The following is a 23,201-nucleotide window of genomic DNA, read 5'->3' as shown; positions in this document are numbered from 1 at the left end:
AGGATGGATATGATTATTATAGCAAGGATCATAAGCGATTTCGATTGGCCCTTTTTTCCTGCCATCTCAGGCATCGGCGCAGCAAAAAGACAACCCGTTCAGGTTGCCTTTTTGCTGTGATCTATAGTGAAAAACAACGGGCTATAGGATTCCATTGCATTGGCCAAAAGGCTGGAAGTGTTCGTATGCCCGGTATCCGATCCAGTTTATGATCATCCGATCGGGGAATTGATCTGATACGCCACTAAGATGGTTGCTGCAATGCCTGCTGCTATAATTGCTATCTTTACCCATTGTTTGGTATCTTTCATCCTGAAGTACACTCCTTCTCTAGTTTGTGTGTCTATGAGAAGAAGGCTTGTTCAGGGGGCATGCCGGGAGGGGGTTGGGACCATTGATCCGAGCCCAGCAGGCTCTTTCGAATATGATCGTACTTCGCTGCGGCGATCAGGATCAACGTTTCATTCCCGAAACGAACCATGACTTTGCCGGAGGCTCCGCTTGATTCTTGAATATTTCCCCCGGACGAAGAAGGGGGATTGGGAACAAGAGACGAGTTCGGCCACAGTATAGCGGTTTCCCTCTGGAAAGGGGCGGGATCCATGTGTTCATGCTCAGAAGGACAGGAGATCTGCCCCTCTACTGATTTTTGCTTGATGGACTGGCCTATATCCGCTTCGGGCTTGGAGGACGTCACGGGCGGAATGGATTGGACGGCAGGTGTTTTCCCAAAGGGTCCATTCTTGCTCTTCTGATTAGGCTGTGGTGTCCCATTGCCCTCATCCCTGCCCTCGTCCGGGAGAAGACTACCGTTCGGGGCCGCAGGGACGCTGATCTCCTTGGCTGCCGGCGTTTTGTCTTCATCGACGGGAGCCGCCGGTTCCGGAGCTATCTTCACGACAAGGCCGGGTACCGCGACTTTCACCGCCGGCGTCCCGACGCTTACAGGAGGCAGCTTAACTTCCGGTATGGGGACTGCGGCGGCCAAATCAGGTATCTCTATGTTGGGCGCTTCGATTTGAACAACAGGCAATGTCGCTTGAAGATGGCCGGCTTGCATGCCGACCGCCGCTTTGGACATAGAGGTTTTGATCACCGGCGTCCCGACGTTTATATGAGGTAAGTTGATTCGGGCTGAAGCTGCACCGGGATCCGGAGCCGTCAAGAACGACGCTTCCGCTGCCGATTCAGACGTGCCGTTTTGTTTATCGATTTTTTCGTCTGCCAAGTCGGGGTTCCGCCCGGAAGACTCCGGATCGTTTTTTTCCTGCGGCAGTTCCATCTTGACGGAAGGAACCAGACTGTTGACAGCACCTTCTATGGAGGAAGGCACCGCCGCCTCCAGCAGGCCGGCTTCCGCTTTAAGAGGGAATAAAAGACAAATCGGCAATGCTATGAAAACCCACCAGCGCGGGATTAAGAACGAAATAATTCGTTTAGGCTCGTATCGGTTCATGGTTCACCTCCTTCCACTATCGAATATCGGACCGTTGGAATTTGCAGGATTAACCCGGCTGTATTCGAACAAATAAAGAAAAAAATCGGCAAGTGCTATTTGTATAAAATTTCCTTAAAAGTAATTGTAGTACTAATTCCTATGACCTATAATGAATCTGTTAAAATTGTGAGGAAAAGGGGTTAAATGATGGTAAAAAAATGGATGCCGGTATTATTAAGTTTCGTACTGATGTTCTCATTTGCGGGCGTAGGCACAGCAGCAACGGTTCCACAGGACTGCGATTCCATTCAGGGTCAAGGTGAACTTTTATTCTGTTCCTACTCGGCAAAGTATGAGAGCAATACCACTTTGCTGGTACATGGAATGTTTATTAATGTCGGTTCCTCCGTAGTAACTCAGGTAGATAAGCTGAATATCAAGATCTATGATAAAAATGGCACATTCATTGCGGATAGTGTATGGGAGAAAGACCCGGCCATGATGGAACTGAACTTGCATCCGGGCCAAACGCAGCGGATTGATCTTCCGTTTGACGATGCGCTGAAAGGCGATGTTTCCACAGTCGATACGAGCTATGAAATGGAAATTACGTTGGAGCACCCTCCGACCCAGGCCAAAGGCAGCATTAATATCTATGTCGATGGCAGCCCGGTGAAATCCGAAGTGGATTCTTTTGTTAAAGATGGAAGCACGCTGGTTCCGCTGCGTGCGATATTCGAAGCTATGGGCGTAAAGGTAGCATGGGATGGATTGACGCAAACCGTAACGGCAACGGATGATACCAACAAGCTGGTTCTGAAAATCGGGGAGAAGAGGTTGACCATCAACGGCGAAACGGTAACGTTCGATGTACCTGCCCAAATCGTGAACGGTTCGACCTTCGTGCCTCTGCGTGCCGTGGCAGAGTCTTTGAACTCCTATGTATTTTATGGCAAGTTCGATGATGCTGTAACGATTGTAATCAAAAGCAAAGAGTAATCCATTTCATGTTATTCCTCCCGCTGCGGAAGCCGGATCCCATTCATGCGATAGGATTCCGTAAACGGCAAGGTCGATATAGCGGTCATATAACCGCTGTCCCCCGCGGGCGACTCCTTCGAAGGTGAATCCCAGCCTTTCCGGTATGGCTCGGCTTTTCCGGTTGTTAACTCCGGCTCGGATCTCCACCCGGTGCAGTCCAAGTCCCTCAAAGGCGTAGGAGACCATCGCGCGGCAGGCGCGGGTCATGATTCCCAGGCCTTGGTGGGATTCGGCAAGCCAATATCCGATGGACGTGCGGCGGTTCAACAGGCAGAGCGCATGATGATCGATCGTTCCGCACAGCTCATTTTGAAATAGGATCCCTGTAGTCATGCCTTCTCCCTTGGCCCAACGGATTCGGGCGGATTCAATGAAGGCTCGGGTGTCGTGGGAGCTTTTCGTTGTGTCGACCCAGGCCATCCATTCCCGCAGATAGCTGCGGTTGGCATGTATAAGCCGATATAGAGCTTCGGCGTCGCCGGGCTCCAACAGCTTTAATTCCACTTCGTCATCCATCACGTATTTAAATATGCCGCCCGACCTCCTGTGGAAAGGATGTGAATTGTTGACGCAAAGAAAGGCAACAGCCTTCCGGTTCAAGCATCTCTTCTATCCGTACCGGTTTAAGGCGCAAATTATGCTTATACCTTGTCACAACGTTCTCCGTTGATATAATAACTATCCTCCCGGTAGGCAATAAAGGCGATTTCCAGCTCAGGGATCCCCATTGAGCGGACATGCGCCGTTAGCGTTTGCGCTGCGCGGTCTCGAATATCCTGACCCCGTTCAAACCAGGCCACCTCGATGAACGGATAAGAATCAACGATATTCCCGTCGAATACGGATATCGTCTGAATGCACTCGATCATAAAATTATCTGTCCCGCATTCGCAAACGACAGCCAAATCCTCAACCAGCGCTTTGCTGATCAAGCGCATTTGCTCCACGGGGACGCCTCTAACGATAATGTGCGGCATAAGTGTATCCTCCCTTTTCTTTTAAAAAACTCACTCCTCTAACGGAGGAGTGAGCTGGATTTGTCGGCAGGCCTGCGTACAGCTTTAGTGTCCGCTTGGTGCGCCTAAGCCTACTTTTTCAATCAGGACTTTGCTTTCTTCATTGAGCCCGATGATGTTCACCTGTTTGTTTAAGCTTTGATACTTGGAAATCACCTTGGAAATGGCGGTTACCGCCGAATGGTCCCATACATGGGATTGGGTGAAATCAATGACAATCGTGTCGGGATCTTGGGAATAATGAAATTGATCTATAAAATGAGTCATCGTACCGAAAAAGAGTTGGCCGGAAATGCGGTACAGCTTGGTTCCATCCTGCTGTACTTCTTCTTGCGTTCTGATCTTGGCCATTTTCCAGGCAAAGATCACTGCGCTCAGCACAACGCCTGCCATAACGCCTTTGGACAGATCGTGGGTAGCAACGACGATGGCTACCGTGACAATCATTACCGCGGCATCGCCGAGAGGGATCCTCTTGAGTCCCGTTAACGACTGCCAATCAAAGGTGCCGACCGATACCATAATCATAACGCCCACCAAAGCGGCCATCGGGATCTGCTTCACGATATCTCCCAGAACGAGAATCAGGAACAATAAGAAAACTCCGGCTACGAAGGTCGACAGACGGGTGCGTCCGCCGGACTTCACGTTGATGACGGACTGGCCGATCATGGCGCATCCCGCCATCCCGCCAAAAAATCCAGTAACGAAATTTGCGATTCCCTGACCTTTGACTTCCTTATTTTTGTCGCTCTTCGTGTCTGTCATCTCGTCAACGATGGTGGCGGTAAGCAGGGATTCCAGAATACCGACCAATGCCAGAGATAAAGAGTAAGGAAGGATAATCCACAGCGTTTCAAGAGAGAATATCACTTGAGGCAGGTGGAATACCGGGAAAGAGCTCGTGATTTGACCCATGTCTCCGACGGTTTTTACATTCATCCCAAAGCCGATGACAAGAGAAGAAACGATGATAATGGCGGCTAGGGCCGAAGGGAAGGCTTTCGTTAAACGCGGGAGCGTGTAAATAATGACCAGAGTCAAAGCAACGAGTGCATACATCAGCCAGCCTTCGCCCACAAAGTGAGGAAGCTGCGCCATGAAAATCAGTATCGCCAGAGCATTGACGAAGCCGGTCATCACGGAATGGGGAACAAACGTAATGAAGCGCCCCAGCTTAAGCAGACCCATGCCATATTGGATCATTCCGGTCAATATCGTTGCAGCAAATAAATATTCCACGCCGTGCTCTTTGACCAAAGTGACCATAAGCAATGCCATCGCGCCGGTTGCGGCCGAGATCATGCCAGGTCGACCGCCTACGAACGAAATGATGACGGCGATACAAAACGATGCGTACAAGCCGACCATGGGATCCACACCGGCGATGATCGAGAACGCGATGGCTTCGGGAATCAAGGCCAAGGCGACTGTTATTCCGGAAAGAATGTCGGCACGGGTATTGGAAAACCACGATCTATTCAGTTGTTGGAAATTCAAAGATAGTTCCTCCTATAATGTAAGATGATTGACTTTTCACTCTCAGAAAAGTCGGGGCCGATGTTCACAAATCAAAATTATACACAATTTAGCCACATACCTCTAGTCGTAAAACCTTTAAGAAAACGGTTAAACCATGAACATTCTTTTACAATCACCCATTTACTTGCAAATTAGATAGGTTGATGGAGGCTGACTCACGATAATTTCCAACATGGAAACCGTAGCCGTTTATGTAAAAGTCCAGCAGAAAGCAAAAGCCTTTTGACGGAAAAGGTCGGCTTTGAGCGGGCCGGGGATCATCGACAGCGTAATCAGGGTCAGCGGCAGGCTGAGCCAGATCATCAAGCTGATCATTCCGATAAAAGTAAGCACACTGGAAACCAATTGGATAAACGAGCTGTTAAGCGTCTGACTCACATTGTCCATATCATTGGTGAGCCTGCTCATGATATCGCCATGCTGCCGCTTGGAAAAGAAGGACACCGGAAGCTTATGCAGATGATGAAACAGATCCGACCGCATCTCATATACGGTTTGCTGGGCCACGCCGATCATCCAATAGTTTTGCAGCCAGGTCGAACCCGATTGGAGCACATAGACTCCGGCCAAGAGCAGGATAAGCGCAGCCAAGCCTTTGCTCTGGCCGGTTCCCATATAGGTATCGATTGTTACTCCAAGCAAATAAGGCCCGAGAAGACCGAGCAGAGAGCTTAATATAACCATAGTGAAAATAAGCACGAGAAGCCCGCGATGAACAGAGAGATATCCCCATATCTTTTTGAGAGTGCGACGCCCGTTTTGGACGGAAGGCTTTTCCCTGTTTGCCGGTTCGCGGGTCGGGTGAACAGCAGGTCCTTTTCCTCCTGCCGGATGAAATGTTACGGATGGTTTAAACATTGGCCGCGTCCTCCTCCCTGAATTGAGACCGGACGATCTGACGGTAAAGCTCCGACTGATGCAGTAAAGCCTCATGGCTTCCTGCAGCCAGCAGGCATCCCTCATCCAGAAGCAGAATTTGATCGGCCCGCACCGCCGTGCTGATTTTTTGAGTAATGATCAGCTTCGTGCACGGAAAGCTTCTCAAAGCGGCCAGCAGGCTGGCCTCTGTCCTGACATCCAGCGCGCTCGTGCTATCATCCAGTAAAAGCAGCTTCGGCTTGCGAATCAGGGCCCTGGCAATCGAAAGACGCTGCTTTTGCCCTCCGGATAAATTAACGCCTTTCTGCCCTACGATAGTCTCATACTGCTGCGGAAGCTTCATAATGGTTTCGTGGATTTGAGCCGACTGAGCTGCCGCAACGACCTCTGCCATCGAAGCCTCCTCTTTTCCCCACAGAATGTTGTCCTTGACGGTTCCCGTAAACAGGACGGCCTCCTGGGGAACCAAGCCGATCTCCTTACGCAAGGCTTCGGGCTTCATGGTCCGGATATCGGCGCCGTCAATCAAAACAGCGCCCCCGCTCACCTCGTATAATCGCGGTATAAGCTGGAATAAGGACGTCTTCCCCGAACCGGTTGCCCCTAGAACAGCGGTCGTTTCACCCGGCCGTGCAGTAAAAGAAACCGATTTGAGCACCGGTTCGGACGTCCCCGGATATTGAAAGGTCACCCGCTCAAATACCAGCTCCCCTTCGGTCACCGCCTTCGCGGACTCTAGGGTATGGAGGCTGCTTCCGTCCGCAGGCGCCGCCAGCACTTCGGATATCCGGCTCGCTGAAGCTTTGCCCCGGGAGAGGCTCATCATGATCATCGACACCACCGAAAAGGTCCCCATGATCCGCGCGGCATAATTGATAACCGCAACAAGCTCTCCAAGGTCTGCACGATTGGCATTGATTTGCAGACTCCCGAACCAAAGAATGAATAAAATACTCGAATTCATGACCAAAAGAAGAATCGGAATCGTCAGCTCAATGAGCCGCAGAGCCGAGGCCGTACGCTTCATCAAATCCTCATTAGCCTTGGCAAATCTGTTGATCTCGTGACGATCCCGTACCAATGCTTTAATCAAGCGGATGCCCATTAAATTTTCACGTAAAATTCCGTTGGTACGATCCAGCCTTTCCTGAACGAAACGAAATAACGTAACCCCCTTCCTCAACATCAGGATAATAAAACCGGCCAGTACGGGAATCACGATAACCAATATGAAGGCCAGTTGAAAATGAACCGTCAGGGCCATGACCACACCCAATACCATAAACAAAGGAGCCCGCAGCATAATCCGCAAACCGGCAAACACGATATTTTGCAGCTGGGTGACGTCGCTTGTGATCCTCGTAATGAAGCCAGCGGTCGGAAACTGCTGAAAACGGGCAAACGGAAGCGATTGAATCTTCTTAAACATGCTTTTGCGAAGCTCGAGTCCAAAGCTTTGGCTGACATGAGCGGCAAAATACGAATTGATAATACCCGCTGCAAACCCGAGCAAAGAAATAGCCGACATGATGACACCCCATTGCACAACAACGGAGATTTCTTTTTGCAAGATGCCTTCGTTGATGATTTTTGCCATAAGCAGCGGGTGCAGGAGCTCCACCATTAACTCGACAAGCATTAAGAACAATGCCATGATCATCGCGAACCGGTATGGTTTCAAAAACGAGATCACATTCCGCATAGAACGCCTCCAGCCTATATAGAGATCTATACCGTTTTATTTATTTAGTGTACCTATATAAATTAATTTTGTCATGCAAAAAATATATTCATGCAAATTTTTTCCATTATCTATGGTGAATATATACCATAACACGTTACATTTGTGTCAGATCTGTTAACCTTTTATTAACCGCTCTCATTCCGGATAAATCCTATTGTTTTCTTGATGTAAATATGCAAAAATAATTTGAATGTTGTAATAGCATTTGACCTATAGATAATAAATACCGGAGGTTCGAGTATGGCGACATTGGAAACAGCACAGCCTAATGAATTGGCAGCAAGAACATATGTGAATGAAGTCTATGAAACGGTAATAAAGCGCAATCCCCACGAAAACGAGTTCCATCAAGCGGTGAAAGAAATTTTATTCTCGCTTGTCCCCGTTTTTGCGAAACACCCCAAATACATGCAGGCGGGCATTTTGGAGAGAATTGTCGAGCCCGAACGAATCATTACGTTCAGGGTGCCTTGGGTCGACGACCAAGGAAAAGTCCAAGTCAACCGCGGTTTCCGGGTTCAGTTCAACAGCGTCCTTGGCCCTTATAAAGGCGGATTAAGATTTCACCCTTCCGTAAATGCCAGCATCATCAAGTTTTTAGGATTTGAGCAAATTTTCAAGAACTCCTTGACAGGGCAGCCGATCGGCGGAGGAAAAGGCGGTTCCGACTTTGATCCCAAAGGAAAATCCGACGCAGAGATCATGAGATTTACACAGAGCTTCATGACGGAACTGTTTAAATATATCGGTCCGGATACAGACGTTCCCGCCGGCGACATTGGCGTTGGCGCCCGCGAAATCGGATATATGTTCGGTCAATACAGAAGAATCCGCGGAGGCAACGAAGCCGGAGTACTGACAGGCAAAGGCATCGGCTACGGCGGAAGCCTGACGCGCACCGAAGCGACCGGATACGGTACAGTTTATTTCGTGGAAGAAATGCTGAAATCCATCGGATTAGGCTTTGAAGGCAGCACGGTTGTCATATCCGGTTCCGGCAACGTATCCTTATATGCCATTCAAAAAGCGGCCCAATTGGGTGCCAAAGTCGTCGCCTGCAGCGACTCCAACGGATATGTCTATGATCCGGAGGGCATTAAATTCGAAACCGTGCAGCGGATTAAGGAAGTGGAGAGAAAACGCATCAGCGAATATGTCAAGGAGCATCCAAACGCCGTATATCATGAAGGCTGCGAAGGCATTTGGACAATCCCGTGCGATATTGCGCTTCCGTGCGCTACGCAAAATGAAATTAACGAAGCCTCCGCTAAGCTTCTGGTTGCCAATGGAGTCAAGGCTGTAGGCGAAGGTGCGAACATGCCTTCCACATTGGAAGCGATCGATGTCTTCCTGGAGAATAAAGTTCTGTTTGGACCGGCAAAAGCGGCAAATGCCGGCGGCGTAGCCGTATCCGCATTGGAAATGGCCCAAAACAGCATGAGATATTCTTGGAGCTTCCACGAGGTGGATGATAAGCTTCATGCCATTATGAAAAACATCTATAGAAGCAGCGTACAAGCAGCAGAAGAATACGGCCACCCCGGAAACCTTGTGGTAGGGGCAAATATCGCCGGGTTTACGAAAGTAGCCGACGCTATGCTGGCGCAGGGAATCATTTAATAAATTTACACGAAAGGGACGCTAATCATAGCGCCCCTTTTTGCTGTAGCACACTCCCGATCCGTCCTGGAGCATCGCTTTTAACCACTTGCATCCAATGGTTTGCGGGCCAGTACCAATCTGCTTTTTCGTACTGTTATGATAATACTCCCTAAAATAATCGCCAGCACAACAAGCTGTGCCGCGGTCGTCTCCCAGTTAGCATACAGCCCGAACGAAGGCGCTTCGATCAAATGACAGGATACATGTGTTGAAAATTGACCGGTCACCTGCAGCTTATGTATGCTTACTCCGACAAATTTCAAAGCCATATAATAGAGAAGCATGCTGGCGATGATGAAAAGCGGACGTATAGGAATGCGCGAGCTCATTTTGATCATGGCAAAACCGATGACCGCCAGTAAGAGCACAGCTGCACCGACACCCGTCAGCAGGTCCGCCGTTTGCATCGTCGGAGCCATCCCGATATAAAAGATGAACGTCTCCGCCCCCTCCCGCATCACGGACAAAAACGCGGTTACTGCCAAGGACCATAATGTCCCCTTCGCTAAGGAAACACCAACCCTTTTCTCAACGAATTCGTTCCAGACGCCAAGATTGGATTTACTGTGCAGCCATGCCCCAATCGTAACCATAAAGACGACAGCAATTAATCCTGTAATTCCCTCAATCAGCTCGCGCGAGCTGCCCATCGACAAGTGCGACAGCCATACCGATAAAATGACCGTGAGCAATGCCGAAGCCGCGATACCCGCTCCCGCTCCGGACCATAGCCACTTGCTCTTATCGGCGTTGCCCGAACGGTTAAGAAAGGAAATGAGCGCACCGATGATGAGTATGGCTTCCAAGCCTTCACGAAACAAGATGGCGCCCGCATCCCAAGCCGAGTAAGAAGAAGCTTCCGCATAGGGCTCCAGCTCCTTTCTCAGCTCATCCATAAGGGTCTTCGCCCGCTCCAATTGAGGCGGATTTGAAAGCAGCAGGCTTGGAATCGACACCATGATCGTTTCGATGCGTTGGTAGGCCTGATTCGAGCGTGTCCTGACTTCCCCTTCGGCCGAAGGCCAGGCAGCAATGAACCGGTCCATCTTCTCCGAAGCAGCCGCACTCTGCCGGTTCTGCACATCGGCGTCGACCGAATCCAGAAGCTTCAGGAGCCCGGCAACGGTTTGGATGTCGTCTGAAGGAGCGGCGCTGCTCGAAATCACGTTTCCGGCTGAATAATTTTCCAACGCGGTCATCAGCTCCTGCAATTTAGCAGTGCCTTTCGCCGCATCCTGCGGTTCGGTATTCAAGGCGATCCGCGCCCCGCTGATTTTGACCTCGATATCTCTGTAAGCCTTCGCATTCTCCTGACGGACCAAGCTTTCCACCTTGGACCAACCGCTGATAAAAGCCGTGTACGATTGCTTCGCCTGCAGCCATTCTCCGGCTTTAACCGCAGACAAGCTCTTCGTTAACATGGGAAGCACCGTTTGAATTTGCTTTTGGGCTTTGCCGCCGGTTCCGTTACTCTCACCGTCGCTAACATAGCTGTCTATCGTTTTCGCCAAGGTGGAAACGGCTTGATAAGCTGAAGCCTCATCCTTTTCCGCCTTAGACAGCTCCTGCTCTGCCTTGGCCAGTGCTTCGGCAACGGCCTGCGCTTTTGCAGACGGATCTGTCCCTTCCGCTTCGGACCAGACCAGCTTGAGTTTGGAAACTACAGCCGAAACATGCTCCCAATGTTTATCGCCTGCACTGATCAGCGCATCACTGGCAAGCGCGATCAGCTGGTCACGGCTTTCGGGCGCACGATCTGGTCCAGCTGCAAGCACCGGAGCGGCCGTCATCAGAAGGATTAAGCCTATCCATAACAGGACTAAAAAACGTTTCATGAGTGCACACTCCAAATTTATAGTAAAGTATCTCCGATATAACCGCCTTGCTTTGCTCCCGGTAAACATGCGTACACGCCGCTGCCGACATGAACGATATATTCATTCAGCTTGTCTTGGACCGCCAGCTTTTGCTGCATCGGAATAAATTGGCTGCGCGGATCCCGGTTGTAACAAATAAATAACAATCCGGCGTCCAGCTGGCCTGTTTTCACATCAATTCCATTGGAATACGAGTAACCGCGCCGCAGTATTTTTACTTTCCCCTGCATATTCGCAAGAGCAACGTGTGAACGCGGGTCGATTATCGGCTTGCCGTTTTCATCCTTTTTCTCAAAATCAAGCGGGTCAAATTCGTTTTGCTGCCCCAGCGGGGCCCCGGTATCGCGATGCCGGCCGAAGGTCGCTTCCTGTTCCCCAAGCGTCGTGCGGTCCCATACCTCGATGCGCATCCGAATGCGCCGAACGACCATATAGCTGCCGCCCTCCATCCAGACCGGACCGTCGGAAGGTTGTATCCATACGACATCGTTTGCATCCGCCGCATTTTGTACGTTCGGATTGTTTGTTCCATCCTTGAAACCAAGCAAATTGCGGGGTGTCGAGCCTTTCGGATCGGCAGCTCCGGTACGCTGAAACCCTTCCTGAAGCCATCGAAGCACCGCTTTGCCGCGGGCGATACGAACCAAATTGCGGATAGCGTGAAAAGCAACCTGCGGATCGTCTGCGCATACTTGAACGATAATATCTCCACCGGACCATTCGGGGCGCAGTTCATCGCCTTTAAACTTAGGAAGATCCACAAGACCCGGCGGGCGCTTACCCTCCAATCCAAAGCGATGGTCGAAAAACGTGGCTCCAAGCCCAAAGGTAATGGTTGTGCGGACCGGTGCAAGCCCCATCGCTTCTCCTGTATCCACCGGAGGAAGAAGGGGGTTGTTGCTTTCTTCGCCGGCATTTTGTCCAAGCGACATTCTGGCTGAGGCTTCCGTCCAGCTCTTGAGCAGCTTTCGAACCTCATTCACATCGGTTGTGGTGAAATCAAAGGCACCCATGCAGATGAAATCCTGCATCGGGGTAGTGATTCCAGCTTGATGCTGTCCATAAAAAGGAATGGTGCTCTTGGCCGCTGCTGAGGAAGCGGATGCTTTCTCTAAAAGGCCGCTGCCCGCCGCCAAGCCCTTCATGCCGCCTGCACCCAGAAGCAGACCGATGCTTCCGGCTCCAGCCAGCTTAAGAACATCCCGGCGCGAGATCGATTTATCAAACAGCTTGCCATCCTGTAAATCGCTCATGCTTATCCCTCCAGAACCGTTCCCATTTGGGACAGGGGCTCTGCCAAAGCATCGATCGCCTGGCTTAATTTCTTTGTCTGATCCTTACTTAATTCCGTATAAAGCATGAAATCTTTGTCTTTTCGGTAAGGCTCAAGCGCCTTGTCGAGCTCTGCGAAGCGGGTATCGATTTCTTGACTTAAAGCCGCGTTCTTCTGCTCCAAGACCGGCTTGAGCACTTTATAAATCTCGTTAGCCCCTTCCACGTTGGCAGCAAAGTCATATAAATCAGTGTGGGAATAGCGCTCTTCTTCGCCGGTCACTTTTCTTGAGGATACTTCGTTAAGCAGCTCGACCGCTCCGGTTACAAGCATATGAGAGTCGATTTCAACGCTCTCCACTTTCACGCGAAGCTGCTTCACATCCTGCAGCAGCTGATCCGCCACTTGTTCTTGGCCGGCTGTCGAGTTGGCTGCCCAAAGCGCCTTCTCCAGACGGTGAAAGCCGCGCCATTCCTCCTGCGGCACATCGTCCTCACGGGCATCAATCCAAGGATCCAAATCGCCCAGTGATTCGGCAATCGGTTCAATTCTTTCAAAATACATCCGGGTAGGAGCATACAGTTTCTTCGCGTTTTCAAGATCGCCCGCTTTGACCGCTGTCGTGAAGGCTTCTGTAGCTTTTACAAATTGACCGCATTGATCAATTACGAATGTGCGGTAGCGATCGATCTCTTCTTTTAGCACGGTGGAAGTGACGTCGCCGTTGACTGCGGAAACGGAAGAATGGGCCGATTCCCCTTTACTTTCTTGTCCTCCAGCTTTCTCCGGTGCAGCCGTATTGCCGCAGGCCGTGACCACCAAAGATAAGCAAAGCAGGGAGGATAAACTCAAATGGCGGAATGTACTGAACACGTGGTGACATCTCCTCATCAAAAAAATGAAAACGATTATCATTATCGTATAATGATAATCGTTCTCATTTTAAAACGTAGAAGGGGGTTCTGGCAAGCTTTTTATTCCATCTGGAAAAATTTATGGACTGACCATCCGGTCAGCCCACAGCTATGTTCATTTATGAAGTCCCGGAGGCCGGCACAGGCTCAGGCTTCGCGGAGTACTCCACCAGCGCCTGCTTTTCCCACGCTCTGCTTCTCCAACGGAAGAACATGATAACTCCCCGTGTCCATTCATCTGCCGCTATCGCCAGCCAAACGCCGGCTAATCCAAGCTTCAAGTGGAATACGAGGAAATAACCCAAGGGCAAGCTCATCCCCACCATCGAGATCAAGCCCATATACACCGGAAATTTCGCGTCTCCGGCCGCCCTCAATGAATTAATAAGCACAAGGTTAAACGTACGCCCGGATTCGAGCAATATACTCAGGACAATGACCTGTGAGGTTAAGCGGAGAATATCAGGATCTTGAGTAAAAATCCCTATAAAAGGCTCGCGGAACAGGATCACCAGAATATTGACCAATACAGTAAAGAACAGCCCCCACTTCAAGCTTTTCCATACCCGATCGTAAGCTTCATCCTTTCGCCCTGCGCCCACCAAGCGGCCGGTAATAATCGCCGTGCCCATCCCGATGGCTGCACTAAACAAAAAGATAAACATCGAAATATTCATCGCGTACTGCCTGGAAGCCAGTGCCGTCGCCCCCAAGAAGGTAACATAGTACAGAAATACCGATTGGCAGGCATGATAAGTGACTTGTTCAAAGGCCGACGGAATGCCGATTTTAAGTATTTTCCGAACATACGCTTTGGAAAGGACGAAGTAATCTCTTACTTCAATTCTAATCTCCATGATCCGATATAGCAGCCAAAAAAAGACGATTACGGCGATTCCGCGGCTAACGACCGTTGATACCGCCGCTCCCGCAACCCCCATCTCCGGGAATCCCCAATGGCCGAAAATCAGCAGATAGTTACCCGCTACGTGAATCAGGTTCATCCCTAAAGAAACGAGCATCGATTGCTTCGTATACCCGTATGTTCGGATAATGCTGGATAACGTATTGATGATGGCCTGGAGAAACAGCCCTCCGCCTACAATGACGATATAGGTCTGAGCGTAGCTCAAAATATCCCCTTGTAAATTCACCGCCTGCAGCAGCCGGTTTCCAAAGAGAACAAAGCTTACGCTCAGCGTTAATCCGATCAGCAAGTTCAAAGTGACGGCGATCGCAGAAATTTTGGCGGCGTCCGCCAGTTTTCGGGAGCCTATATATTGAGCGACGACAATCGCCGCCCCGTTACCGATCACCTCAAGGACCAAAATGGCGATAAAAATGTACTGGTGCGCGACCCCTACTCCGGATACCGCATGGTCCGAAACCGAGCTTAGCATAAAGGTATCGACGGCACCCATCAGCATAAAAAGAAATAATTCCAAAAAAATCGGCCAGGTCAGCAGAAAAAGATTGAAGTCTTTGGAGCCGGCGGGCTTTGCCGGTTTCTCTGATGCGATAGAGCTCATGATGTCACCTTTCCGGTATGTAAACCTTTGTCATAAATTATTATCTTATCACAATCTTTATTGGTTTTCATTCATCAAAATTTAACCCATTTTCAGCATAATCGCCCCTTGAATGTCCATTCTAAATGGTGAATACACCGAATCAGGAAAGGAGCCTTTTATGACAACAACGACCATGAATAATCCTCCGGCTCAGCAGATGCAGGTGCCGATCCCCGAACCGCCCCGCGTCATTACGACCAAGGATCTGCTTTATCTCAAGGATGCGTTATCTTGGGAGCTGAACGCGTTCAAGAAGCTTCACTTTTTCGCCCAGCAAACGATCAACCCGCAATTAAAGCAAGCCTTCGATCAAGCGGGACAAATGCATCAGCGCCATTACCAAAAGCTGCTCACCCACCTGCAGACGGACAACCAAGCCGCCATGGCCCATTTGCCCCGTCCGCAGCAGACGCAGCAAAAATTACAGTAAGAGAGGTGCAATCCATGCCAACGCAGCAAGCCCAAAATCCGAATCAGATTGCCAATCCTCAGTCAGGCCAGCTGCCCAAAGTGAAAGGGCCTCATATGAACGACCGCGACTTTCTGAACGACGGTCTCAGCACGTGCAAATACTTGACGGACAGCCTGAATATCGCCGTCCGCGAAGCCAGCCACCGGCAGCTTCATGACGACATGCTCCAAATCCTGACCGAAACGCATCAGAGCGCGCGTGAGCTGTATAATTTGATGTTCCAAAACGGCTGGTACAAGCTGGAGGCCGAAGAACAGCAAAAGCTCCAGCAGGCCCAGCAGCAATTCAGCGGCTATTCGACGCAATTTCCTTACGGAACGCAATAATCCGCCTGCTATAAAGCAAAAAAACAAGGACACCCTCGCAAAGCGGTGTCCTTGTGTTTTGTTCATCCTATTCCTCGTAAATCTTAACCAGCAGCTCTCCCAGTTCCTTGAGCGCTTGTTCTTCTTGTTCTCCGTCGGTTTCCAGCGTAACCTCGTCATTAAGGGCAATCCCCAGCGTAAGCATGCTTAACGAGCTTTTTCCGTTCACTTTTTTGCCGTTTTTGATCACATTCACTTTGCACGGGAACGTACCGGCGGTCTGAACGAATATTTTCGTAGGACGTGCGTGAAATCCGGAAGGATTCAGCACGGTAAAGGTTTGGGATGTCACTTGGAATCACTCCTTGTCTGTTTTTGAACATAATCTTTGATTTCATTCTGGCTTCTCATCGCGAGCGCACGCTCGGCGTGTACAGCCCATTCCTCCTGAGCCAGCTCACGGATCTGGGCTCTGGCAGGCAGAATGGAGCCGGCGCTCATACTAAACTCATGCAGCCCCAGTCCCAGCAGCAGAGGTATCGCCGTTTCATCGCCGGCCATCTCTCCGCACATGCCGACCCATCTTCCTTCTTGCTCAGCCGCGCGAATGACCATTTGAATGAGTCTGAGAATGGAAGGATGACACGGCTGATACAGGTACGATACGGTTTCGTTCATCCGGTCCGCAGCCATGGTATATTGAATCAGATCGTTGGTGCCGATACTGAAAAAATCCACCTCTTTGGCAAAGCTGTCGGCCGCAAGCGCCGCTGCCGGCACTTCAATCATCATCCCCACTTCAATGCGGTCGGCTACCGTCTCGCCTTCTTGGATGAGCTTGTCTTTTTCCTCCTGAAGCAGGCGTTTGGCTTCCAGCAGCTCCTCGAGAACGGCGATCATCGGGAACATGATCTTCAGCTGGCCGTAACGGCTTGCCCGCAGAAGCGCGCGAAGCTGCGTACGGAATAAATCCTGCCGATCAAGGCAAAGGCGAACGGCACGCAGGCCCAGGAACGGATTGCTTTCCTTAGGAAGCTCCAAATAAGGAAGCTCCTTGTCGCCGCCAATATCCAAGGTCCGGATGACGACCGGCTTGCCCTCCATTTTTTCGAGCACATATTTATAGACCTTGAACTGCTCTTCTTCGCTCGGAAAAGAGTTCCGTCCCATATATAAAAATTCCGTCCGGAACAATCCGATGCCTTCCGCGCCGTTGTCGAGCACCTTCTGTAGGTCTTCCACGCTGCCGATATTGGCCGCGAGCTCGACATGACGTCCGTCTTTGGAGACCGTAGGCTGATCCTTCAGCTTGCTCAATTCAGCTTGACGGCGGTCGTATTGTTCTTTCTTTTCACGATAAGCCTTCAATTCCTCTTCGCTCGGGTCGACAAGGATACGACCTTCCGAGGCATCCATAATGACGGTAACGCCCGCCTTAATGTCCCCTGCGGCAGTACCTACACCGACGATCGCAGGAATACCCAGCGAACGGGCCATGATCGCGGAATGGGATGTACGGCTGCCGATCTCGGTAATAAAGCCCCGTACGACATCCAGGTTAAGCTGTGCCGTATCCGACGGCGAAAGATCCTCGGAGATAATGATGGACTCCTCCGCAATATCCGAAACGGTGGTATACTTTTCCCCGCGCAATCCGCTCATTAAGCGGCCGGAGATGTCGCGCACATCCGCCGCCCGTTCCCTTAGAAGCTCATTGTCCATTCCCAGCAGCATTTCGATAAATGCTTGGGAAACGTCATGAAGCGCGTACTCGGCATTGGTTCCTTCCTGCTCGATGTTATCAAGAATGACATCTATGAAATCCGGATCTTCCAGCGTAAGTAAATGCGATTCGAATATTTCGGCCTTCTGGGAACCGAGCTTCGCTTCGGTCAGCTCCCGTATGGCTTCCAGCTCCCGCTTTGCCTGCTCAACGGCCTGCCGAAAGCGCTGAGCCTCCTGCTTCGGATCGGTCACGGTACTGTGAACAGGGATATAAGTCGATTTCTTCAGCCGGTAGGCTTTGGCAATCGCCAAGCCGGGAGAGGCGGCGATACCCGTTAACAGATTCGGCATAATGAACCCCCCCTTAGGAATGATCTTGCTGCTTTAGTTGATGAACATGCTTCAGAATCAGCACATGTACCGGGTGATTTTCCGGAATGCCGGTATAATGGGTTACGGCCTGGCTTAGCCCCATAGCCTGAATGGATGACTGCAGCTCCACGGCTTCCGGATCCTCCGGGTTATTAAACAACAGGGCGGCAGCCATAGCCAGCGCCAAATGATTCGGTATCATGCCAAGCTCGAATGCCTGGAGAGCCGGACGGACGAGCCGGTCGTTCGGTGACAGCTTACGAATAGGAGAGCGCCCCACCCGTTCGACCTCGTCTGTCAAATAAGGATTGCGGAACCGCTCCAAAATTTTATGGATATATCCCTTGTGCTCCTCCGGATCGAAACCATACTTTTTCACAAGAAGTGCGCCGGTTTCCTCCAACGCCTGCTGTACCTGTGAAGTAATCCCTGGGTCCGCCATCGCTTCTTGAATCGTGGAAAAGCCGTGCAGGTATCCAAGATAGGCAGCAGTGCAGTGCCCCGTATTGACGGTAAAGAGCTTACGTTCAATATAAGGCGTCAATTCGTCCACATAATGAACTCCTTGGACCTCGGTAAAACCCTCGATCATGCCCGAACGGTCAACCACCCACTCATAGAACGGCTCCACCGTTACCTGAAGCGGATCCTCATGATGCTGGATAGGTACGATCCGGTCTACCGCGGCGTCCGGAAAAGCGGTGTATTGATCCGCTTTGCTGCGCATCTCCCCGCTCAAATGGGAATACACATGCTCCTTTAACTGCGTGCTTCCGCCGATCGCATTCTCGCAGGCAATGACATGCAGAGGAGCGTCGGAGCGCGAAAGGCGCTGTTCAATGCCTTTGGCAATGCCTTCGGCAATATGCTTGAGAATCGTAACTCCGACAGCCGTTGTGACCAAGTCCGCATTCGCAACCGCTTCGGCTACCCGCTCCAGATCTTTTCCGTTAATCGCCGTAACGCCCTTCACTACCGCCGCCTCATGGGCTTCGTTAGCCAAGGTTACCGTATATTCCCCTCTTTGCTGAAGCAAGGAGACCAGCGTATCGTTCACATCCACAAAGCAAACCTCGTATCCCGATCTCGACAGCAGCAGTCCGATAAAGCCTCTGCCTATGTTTCCCGCTCCAAAATGGACTGCTCTCATGCTTCCATCCCGCTTTCGAAAATGCTGATCATTTCTTCAGCCGTAGATGCTTTGAGGATGCGCTCCAGGTTATCGTCATCCGAGCAGATCATCGCCACATTGGTTAAAATCTCCAGATGGTCATCCCCTGCCGCGGCAATGCCCACGACCAGATGCGCTTTTTCTCCATCTCCGAAATCGACGCCTTCAGGAAATTGTACGATCGACAGCCCCGTGGAGCGGATCAGCTCCTTGGAATCCTTGGTGCCGTGAGGAATAGCCAAGCCTCCGCCCATATAAGTAGACAGCGTGTTCTCCCTCTCAATCATTTTGTCGATATATTCTGCAGAGGCGTGACCCGCATCAACAAGCAGTTGTCCCGCCATGCGAATGGCCTCGAATTTATCCTGCGCTTTGGCATTCAGCTTCACTTTGTCCTTCGATAGGATACTCATTAGATAACTCTCTCCATTTCCATTTTATTTTCAAAAAAGCCCGCAAGCTCATTCGATATAAATTGCTTGATTTGCTCTGCAGTTCCACTCTCCAGCATCCGGATCATATCCGGCAAAAGCAGCAGCGCGCTGATCTCGCTGAGCACCTCCAAGCTTTCCTTGGAAAGCTCCCGCGGTCCGAGCATCAGCAGCAGCTCGCGAATTTGCACAGGATGCCCGGGATCAAGGGTCACGGACGAGCCTAGCCTGAACAATGACAGCAGCGGTCTTCGGATATGTTCGCTTCGGGTATGAAACAAGGCAAGCCGGGTATCCGGAATCACTTGGCTCCCGTAACGCTCTCTCTCGAGCAGCTGCTCGACGATCGGTTCGGGCCTTGCCAACGCTCCATCCTTGCGGACCTCTTCGCAAACCTGCTGCAGCGTTTGCCGCAAATCCGGACCATTGGACAGCTCGAACACTTCAAAGTGATCCATAAGGGAAATCATTTCGTATAAATAGGCTTTTAATCTTCTTAATCGGTCTAAAGACGGGGTTCCTTGGGGGAGATCCGATGCAGCAGGAGTAACCCGTTTCAAGGTGATATTTTGCACATATTGCCGCAGCTTCTCCGTTTCTTCCTTGGTCAGCAAAGGGCTCAGCTTGAAGTATTGATCCCGCTCCAAAGGAAGATCGACCGTGGAAATGATCAAATCGTAAGCCTCCGGGGGTATTCTGGCTGCCTCATACCAGGATACATTGCCGATGATTTCGATTTGGGGAAGCTCCTTCTCCAGGCGGATTGCCAGCAGCTTTGAGGACCCTATGCCGCTGGTGCACACCACAACGGCTCTGACATTCCGGGAAAACTGCTTCAGACGTTCCAGAGCCGCGCCAAAATGCATGACCAGAAAACCGATCTCCTCATCCGGTACCTTCAATCCTGACATAATCTCATCTACCCCTTGCCGGACAAAACCAAACAAGATATCATAATCTTTTTTGATTTGGGAGAGCAGGGGGTTACGGATATGCGTGCCTTCTCTGATTCTCTGTACGGCAGGCTCGATATGCTTGATTAAGCCGTCTCTCAAGGAACGGTCCTCACTCAACGGCGCACCGACCCTATCCTCTATGCGGCGTATGAGTCTTTGAACGGTCTCCATCAGGCTCAAATCATCTTGAGGCAGCAGACGGTTGGTACGGTCCTCCCCATCCCCATCAAACAGTCCGGCTATATAAGAGGCTTCCTCCGGAGGCAAAGAAAGATGCAGTGCATCGGACAAATGACGGACCATTAAGTTCTTCCCGGTCCTGCCTTGAACAGCTTTGTCCGAATCCGATTCCTTCCCCCGGACCGGTTCGATCGTTTTCCCCTGCCTGATTCGCGTCAACGCCACGGACAATCGGATCAGGAGATCCGTATAGGCGGCCTCCGACAGCTCGATGGGCCACCGGTCCTCCAGCTGCCACAGCGCTTGCTCGACATCCATCCAATGCTCCTTGCCTACCATGGCAAGCAGCCGTCCGGTGAGCGGATGAAGCGGTCCGGTTGCGGCTTTTCCGAACAAGTCGGAATCATCCAGATGCTTTCGGGCCAGCTGGCAGATGGCATGGCGTTTATTCGCTTCGGCCCCCTCGAGCAGGACGCCGTACCCTCTTCTTCGCACCAAGGTGAGGCCGTTTTTTCGGATCCATTCTTCCATGTCGTCCAAATCGCTGCTGACCGTCGGCACCGTAACCTGCAAATCATGCGCGAGGGAGAACAGCTTCACCGGCTCATCGGCTTCAAGCAGCAAGCAAAGCATCCATGCTTTTCGTTCCTCTGCCGAATATTCTACCCTCCCCATGTGGGAAAGACTTCGTTTGAACGTCTCCAGCTGCTCCGGTTCAGCCTGAATTTGAATGCCGATGCCGGATTTTTTGTGCAGTGAGACATGATAGGCCGCCAGAACGTTTTCCAACTCCAACAGCTCTCTATGAACCGTTCTCGTGCTGACTTGAATTTCAGCAGCGATTTCTCCTGCCGTGATTTCATCCTTGCGGTTCAGCAGCAGCTCCAGGATTTGTCGTTGTCTGTTGGAAATGTTTATGACGGCCACCTCCCCTTTTTACAAAATGGAGATAACGCCGGCAGAAATGCCAGCGTTACAATAGTAACAATGAATTAGCTTAATCGTTTGACGAGCTCATCGTATTCCGGACTCTTCAGGAAGTTGTCGATGGAAATATGCTCGGCGTCGGGCGCTTGCACCTTCGCGCGATCCGTCAGCGTTTTATGCGTTATGACAATATCTGCATCCTGCGGAATCTCGCTGATGGCCGTATTAATGACCGTCACATCAACGCCCGCTGCATTCATTTTCTTTCTTAAAATGGAAGCCCCCATCGCGCTGGAGCCCATCCCGGCGTCACAAGAAAATACGATTTTGTTAACCTCGGATTTTTTGTTTTCAACCACAGCTGCCGCTTCGGCTTTGCCTGCGTTTTTCATTTGCTTCATTTTCTCGGCAGCTTGCTCCAAATCGTCTTCCTGCTCCGTCTTACGGGTCGTTTTGAGCAGAAGTGCCGCCACCAGGAAGGAAGCGATCGTTGCCGTCAATACACCCGCCAATACCGGGAACAGACCGCCTCTTGGCGCCATCGCAATGTAAGCGACGATACTTCCCGGCGACGGTGCAGCCACCAGACCTGCATTAAATAAAGTGAAGGTGAACGTTCCGACGACACCGCCTGTAATCGCGGCCAGAATCAACCGCGGATTCATCAGGATATAAGGGAAATAGATCTCATGGATCCCGCCGAAGAAATGGATAATCGCCGCGCCTGGAGCGGATTGCTTCGCCGTACCGCGTCCTACCAGCCAGTAAGCGAGCAGAATGCCAAGCCCCGGTCCGGGATTGGATTCAAGCATAAAAATGATCGATTGTCCCGTCTTGGCCGCTTGATCCAAAGCAATCGGACCTAAGACGCCATGATTGATTGCGTTATTCAAGAAAAGCACTTTACCCGGTTCGATCAGGAGGTTAGCCAACGGAAGCAATCCGGCATTGACCAGAAATTGAACTCCCGCCGCCAAAGTATTACTAATCACTTGAACAACCGGACCGACTCCTGTATACGCTACCAGAGCTAACCCGGCACCAATAATCCCGGCCGAAAAGTTATTCACAAGCATTTCGAAGCCGGAACGGATTTTGCCTTCGACGGCTTTGTCAAATTGCTTCAAAACCCATGCCGAAGTCGGACCGACGATCATAGCCCCCAAAAACATCGGAATAGTCGCACCCACCACAACTCCCATCGTTACCACAGCACCGATAACACCGCCGCGGGAACCGTGAATCATTTGTCCTCCGGTATACCCTATAAGAACGGGAAGCAAGTAAGTGATCATAGGGCCTACAAGCTTAGCCATGTATTCGTTAGGAATCCATCCCGTCGGAATAAATAGAGCCGTAATCAATCCCCATGCGATGAAAGCGCCCATATTGGGCATGACCATGCCGCTTAAGAATCGGCCGAACCGTTGTACAGCTACTCGAACCCCACCGGACGAAGACTGCTGCGCTGCCGCTGAATTCACTTGGATATCCCCCTTTGATTTGTCATTGCCTCTGCCATCATATACGGGCAGAGGTTTATGATTTTATCGTAAATCAGGCCGCCCGAATGTTCAACCAAAGGAAAACTTTATTTCGTCATGATTACTGTTGACAACATTTAAGAAGAATTATTCATCTCCGCTCTCGAATAAATTCTCGTTTCGTTATTGCCCCCTAATTCATGTAATGTATTATTACGTGA

20 protein-coding genes are annotated in these 23,201 nt (G+C 50.8%); 4 read left to right on the top strand and 16 right to left on the bottom strand.

All coding sequences use genetic code 11. From position 1 onward, the window contains the following. Positions 1-343 precede the first annotated feature (343 nt). A complete protein-coding gene (locus tag ACZYR9_RS05645; RefSeq protein ID WP_488977492.1) occupies positions 344-1,456 on the bottom strand; it encodes a hypothetical protein in 1,113 nt (370 codons plus the stop codon). A 186-nt stretch (positions 1,457-1,642) separates the two neighbouring features. On the opposite strand from ACZYR9_RS05645, the gene ACZYR9_RS05640 reads away from it, so the two are divergent. Beyond that, positions 1,643-2,437 (top strand): copper amine oxidase N-terminal domain-containing protein, encoded by a 795-nt coding sequence (locus ACZYR9_RS05640; RefSeq protein ID WP_488977491.1) that lies wholly within the window; start codon positions 1,643-1,645, stop codon positions 2,435-2,437. A gap of 6 nt (positions 2,438-2,443) precedes the next feature. Here ACZYR9_RS05640 and ACZYR9_RS05635 read toward each other — a convergent pair whose 3' ends face one another. The 5 genes from ACZYR9_RS05635 to ACZYR9_RS05615 form a co-directional block, all read right to left on the bottom strand. Beyond that, positions 2,444-2,995, bottom strand: a complete 552-nt coding sequence (locus tag ACZYR9_RS05635) for a GNAT family N-acetyltransferase (protein ID WP_488977596.1) — start codon at positions 2,993-2,995, stop codon at positions 2,444-2,446. A 125-nt stretch (positions 2,996-3,120) separates the two neighbouring features. Continuing rightward, positions 3,121-3,456, bottom strand: coding sequence for a DUF1904 family protein (locus tag ACZYR9_RS05630; RefSeq protein ID WP_488977490.1), 336 nt, complete (start codon positions 3,454-3,456; stop codon positions 3,121-3,123). A gap of 84 nt (positions 3,457-3,540) precedes the next feature. Next, positions 3,541-4,995 (bottom strand): SulP family inorganic anion transporter, encoded by a 1,455-nt coding sequence (locus ACZYR9_RS05625; protein WP_488977489.1) that lies wholly within the window; start codon positions 4,993-4,995, stop codon positions 3,541-3,543. 231 nt (positions 4,996-5,226) lie between these two features. Then, on the bottom strand, positions 5,227-5,895 hold the full coding sequence (locus tag ACZYR9_RS05620) for an ABC transporter transmembrane domain-containing protein (protein ID WP_488977488.1): 669 nt from the start codon (positions 5,893-5,895) through the stop codon (positions 5,227-5,229). Further along, entirely contained in the window at positions 5,888-7,618 is a 1,731-nt protein-coding gene (locus tag ACZYR9_RS05615; RefSeq protein WP_488977487.1) for an ABC transporter ATP-binding protein, read from the bottom strand. The genes ACZYR9_RS05620 and ACZYR9_RS05615 overlap by 8 nt, the downstream gene beginning before the upstream one ends. A gap of 282 nt (positions 7,619-7,900) precedes the next feature. Here ACZYR9_RS05615 and gdhA point away from each other — a divergent pair, with 282 nt between their 5' ends. Further along, a complete protein-coding gene (gdhA, locus tag ACZYR9_RS05610) occupies positions 7,901-9,280 on the top strand; it encodes an NADP-specific glutamate dehydrogenase (RefSeq protein ID WP_488977486.1) in 1,380 nt (459 codons plus the stop codon). An 80-nt stretch (positions 9,281-9,360) separates the two neighbouring features. On the opposite strand, the gene ACZYR9_RS05605 is transcribed toward gdhA, so the two are convergent. From ACZYR9_RS05605 to ACZYR9_RS05590, 4 genes are all read right to left on the bottom strand, one after another. Continuing rightward, positions 9,361-11,157 carry an FTR1 family iron permease gene (locus ACZYR9_RS05605; RefSeq protein ID WP_488977485.1) on the bottom strand — a complete coding sequence of 599 codons (1,797 nt, stop codon included), beginning with the start codon at positions 11,155-11,157 and terminating at the stop codon, positions 9,361-9,363. Between the two features lie 17 nt (positions 11,158-11,174). Then, positions 11,175-12,452 (bottom strand): iron uptake transporter deferrochelatase/peroxidase subunit, encoded by a 1,278-nt coding sequence (gene efeB, locus ACZYR9_RS05600; RefSeq protein ID WP_488977484.1) that lies wholly within the window; start codon positions 12,450-12,452, stop codon positions 11,175-11,177. Positions 12,453-12,454: 2 nt separating this feature from the next. Further along, entirely contained in the window at positions 12,455-13,345 is an 891-nt protein-coding gene (gene efeO / locus ACZYR9_RS05595) for an iron uptake system protein EfeO (protein WP_488977483.1), read from the bottom strand. A 160-nt stretch (positions 13,346-13,505) separates the two neighbouring features. After that, positions 13,506-14,915: an MATE family efflux transporter gene (locus tag ACZYR9_RS05590; protein WP_488977482.1), complete on the bottom strand. Its 1,410-nt coding sequence runs from the start codon at positions 14,913-14,915 to the stop codon at positions 13,506-13,508. 160 nt (positions 14,916-15,075) lie between these two features. Between ACZYR9_RS05590 and ACZYR9_RS05585 the strand changes: the two genes are divergently transcribed. After that, entirely contained in the window at positions 15,076-15,387 is a 312-nt protein-coding gene (locus ACZYR9_RS05585) for a ferritin-like domain-containing protein (RefSeq protein ID WP_488977481.1), read from the top strand. A gap of 14 nt (positions 15,388-15,401) precedes the next feature. Next, positions 15,402-15,755, top strand: coding sequence for a spore coat protein (locus ACZYR9_RS05580; protein WP_488977480.1), 354 nt, complete (start codon positions 15,402-15,404; stop codon positions 15,753-15,755). A gap of 67 nt (positions 15,756-15,822) precedes the next feature. Here the strand turns inward: ACZYR9_RS05580 and ACZYR9_RS05575 are convergent, their stop codons facing one another. The 6 genes from ACZYR9_RS05575 to ACZYR9_RS05550 all read right to left on the bottom strand — a co-directional run bounded on the left by ACZYR9_RS05575 (position 15,823) and on the right by ACZYR9_RS05550 (position 22,980). Continuing rightward, a complete protein-coding gene (locus tag ACZYR9_RS05575) occupies positions 15,823-16,086 on the bottom strand; it encodes an HPr family phosphocarrier protein (RefSeq protein ID WP_488977479.1) in 264 nt (87 codons plus the stop codon). Continuing rightward, the gene (gene ptsP / locus ACZYR9_RS05570) at positions 16,083-17,810 is read right to left on the bottom strand and encodes a phosphoenolpyruvate--protein phosphotransferase (protein WP_488977478.1); all 1,728 of its coding nucleotides are present in this window, start codon (positions 17,808-17,810) and stop codon (positions 16,083-16,085) included. The genes ACZYR9_RS05575 and ptsP overlap by 4 nt, the downstream gene beginning before the upstream one ends. 13 nt (positions 17,811-17,823) lie before the next feature. Further along, positions 17,824-18,981 carry a mannitol-1-phosphate 5-dehydrogenase gene (locus ACZYR9_RS05565; protein WP_488977477.1) on the bottom strand — a complete coding sequence of 386 codons (1,158 nt, stop codon included), beginning with the start codon at positions 18,979-18,981 and terminating at the stop codon, positions 17,824-17,826. Continuing rightward, on the bottom strand, positions 18,978-19,415 hold the full coding sequence (locus ACZYR9_RS05560; RefSeq protein WP_488977476.1) for a PTS mannitol transporter subunit IIA: 438 nt from the start codon (positions 19,413-19,415) through the stop codon (positions 18,978-18,980). The genes ACZYR9_RS05565 and ACZYR9_RS05560 overlap by 4 nt, the downstream gene beginning before the upstream one ends. Further along, on the bottom strand, positions 19,415-21,496 hold the full coding sequence (locus tag ACZYR9_RS05555) for a BglG family transcription antiterminator (protein ID WP_488977475.1): 2,082 nt from the start codon (positions 21,494-21,496) through the stop codon (positions 19,415-19,417). Before ACZYR9_RS05555 ends, ACZYR9_RS05560 begins: the two co-directional genes overlap by 1 nt. 65 nt (positions 21,497-21,561) lie before the next feature. Beyond that, on the bottom strand, positions 21,562-22,980 hold the full coding sequence (locus ACZYR9_RS05550) for a PTS mannitol transporter subunit IIBC (RefSeq protein ID WP_488977474.1): 1,419 nt from the start codon (positions 22,978-22,980) through the stop codon (positions 21,562-21,564). Positions 22,981-23,201: the final 221 nt, after the last annotated feature.

The organism is Paenibacillus sp. F024 (genome assembly GCF_057814255.1).
Note: the sequence above shows the minus strand (reverse complement) of the source record. Positions and strands in the feature narration are given on the sequence as shown.

What these genes read in the sequence shown, in the direction of transcription:
- ACZYR9_RS05560 (WP_488977476.1), bottom strand. Translation starts at nt 19,415, where the DNA reads ATGAGTATCCTATCGAAGGACAAAGTGAAGCTGAATGCCAAAGCGCAG.
- gdhA (WP_488977486.1), top strand. Translation starts at nt 7,901, where the DNA reads ATGGCGACATTGGAAACAGCACAGCCTAATGAATTGGCAGCAAGAACA.
- ACZYR9_RS05605 (WP_488977485.1), bottom strand. Translation starts at nt 11,157, where the DNA reads ATGAAACGTTTTTTAGTCCTGTTATGGATAGGCTTAATCCTTCTGATG.
- ACZYR9_RS05630 (WP_488977490.1), bottom strand. Translation starts at nt 3,456, where the DNA reads ATGCCGCACATTATCGTTAGAGGCGTCCCCGTGGAGCAAATGCGCTTG.
- ACZYR9_RS05565 (WP_488977477.1), bottom strand. Translation starts at nt 18,981, where the DNA reads ATGAGAGCAGTCCATTTTGGAGCGGGAAACATAGGCAGAGGCTTTATC.
- ACZYR9_RS05615 (WP_488977487.1), bottom strand. Translation starts at nt 7,618, where the DNA reads ATGCGGAATGTGATCTCGTTTTTGAAACCATACCGGTTCGCGATGATC.
- ACZYR9_RS05590 (WP_488977482.1), bottom strand. Translation starts at nt 14,915, where the DNA reads ATGAGCTCTATCGCATCAGAGAAACCGGCAAAGCCCGCCGGCTCCAAA.
- ACZYR9_RS05635 (WP_488977596.1), bottom strand. Translation starts at nt 2,995, where the DNA reads ATGGATGACGAAGTGGAATTAAAGCTGTTGGAGCCCGGCGACGCCGAA.
- ACZYR9_RS05585 (WP_488977481.1), top strand. Translation starts at nt 15,076, where the DNA reads ATGACAACAACGACCATGAATAATCCTCCGGCTCAGCAGATGCAGGTG.
- ACZYR9_RS05580 (WP_488977480.1), top strand. Translation starts at nt 15,402, where the DNA reads ATGCCAACGCAGCAAGCCCAAAATCCGAATCAGATTGCCAATCCTCAG.
- ACZYR9_RS05645 (WP_488977492.1), bottom strand. Translation starts at nt 1,456, where the DNA reads ATGAACCGATACGAGCCTAAACGAATTATTTCGTTCTTAATCCCGCGC.
- ACZYR9_RS05640 (WP_488977491.1), top strand. Translation starts at nt 1,643, where the DNA reads ATGATGGTAAAAAAATGGATGCCGGTATTATTAAGTTTCGTACTGATG.
- ACZYR9_RS05620 (WP_488977488.1), bottom strand. Translation starts at nt 5,895, where the DNA reads ATGTTTAAACCATCCGTAACATTTCATCCGGCAGGAGGAAAAGGACCT.
- ptsP (WP_488977478.1), bottom strand. Translation starts at nt 17,810, where the DNA reads ATGCCGAATCTGTTAACGGGTATCGCCGCCTCTCCCGGCTTGGCGATT.
- efeB (WP_488977484.1), bottom strand. Translation starts at nt 12,452, where the DNA reads ATGAGCGATTTACAGGATGGCAAGCTGTTTGATAAATCGATCTCGCGC.